Raw genomic sequence first — 825 nt, forward strand, 5'->3', positions numbered from 1 at the left:
AGGGCACGAGTTGGTTGAGGTCGGCGCGGCAGTTGATCATGCGCTTTTCGTCAACGGCGACGCGGGCGGCGGAGCCTTCCAGCTCGGCGAGGCCTTCGGCGACGTCGAGTTTGTCGAGGGCGGCCTTAGCGCGCACGATGGCGGCGGAGTCACTGGCGGTGACGGCGCGCGCTTCGATGGCGGCAGCGGCGCCGGCACCGTCGAGGCGGTCCATGTTGGCTTCGGTGGCGTGGCCGGCGTTGGCGCCTTTAGCGGCTACTTCGCCTTCTTCTTCTTTGTCGAATTCGTCCCAGCTCAGCATGACGTGTCGTCTCCTGCGTGAGGGCGCAAAGGGGCCCGTGTGAAACCGGATGGTTGGGTGTTCACACGGCCCTGAGGCCGCGGTGGATCTTAAGGAATCGTTTGTTGCAGCTAGCGCACGCATTAAACGGAATAGGCTAACGGGTGCTCTGCGTGAGGCTTGAGGGGCGGAGCGACAGGTACATGCTCCAGCGCAGGCTCAAGGTCTGGCTCTTCATCCCGGTGTAAAGGGATATTGCAGGCCCGATTTACCCGCGCATTATAGGGAAAAATTCGGCTTTGTGTTGCGGCGGATGGCCTCAGCGGTCGGCCAAAATGCGTGGGGTTACGGCCAGAGTGTTGGTTTGTAAGGGTTTGCTGCTTGAGGATTTTTTTAGCGGCGAGTGGTGGTGTCCAATCGTCGGGAAATCGCCTTGTGGCTTGTATGCGGCTGTTGTGGCGAGCGGGCTTGCCCCGCGTTGGGCAGCGAAGCGGCCCCAGTCAAGGCGCTGAGGTTTTCCTGAGAGAACTCAGCGCCTGATTTTG

Annotated in this window: 1 pseudogene; it reads right to left on the reverse strand. The window is 61.5% G+C overall.

From position 1 onward, the window contains the following. Positions 1-301, reverse strand: a pseudogene (locus QMX97_RS32005) (ribonucleotide-diphosphate reductase subunit beta); the annotation flags it as partial. Positions 302-825: the final 524 nt, after the last annotated feature.

Origin of the sequence: Pseudomonas sp. PS01298, from assembly GCF_029959745.1 — a bacterium.
Taxonomy (GTDB): Bacteria; Pseudomonadota; Gammaproteobacteria; order Pseudomonadales; family Pseudomonadaceae; genus Aquipseudomonas; species Aquipseudomonas aylmerensis.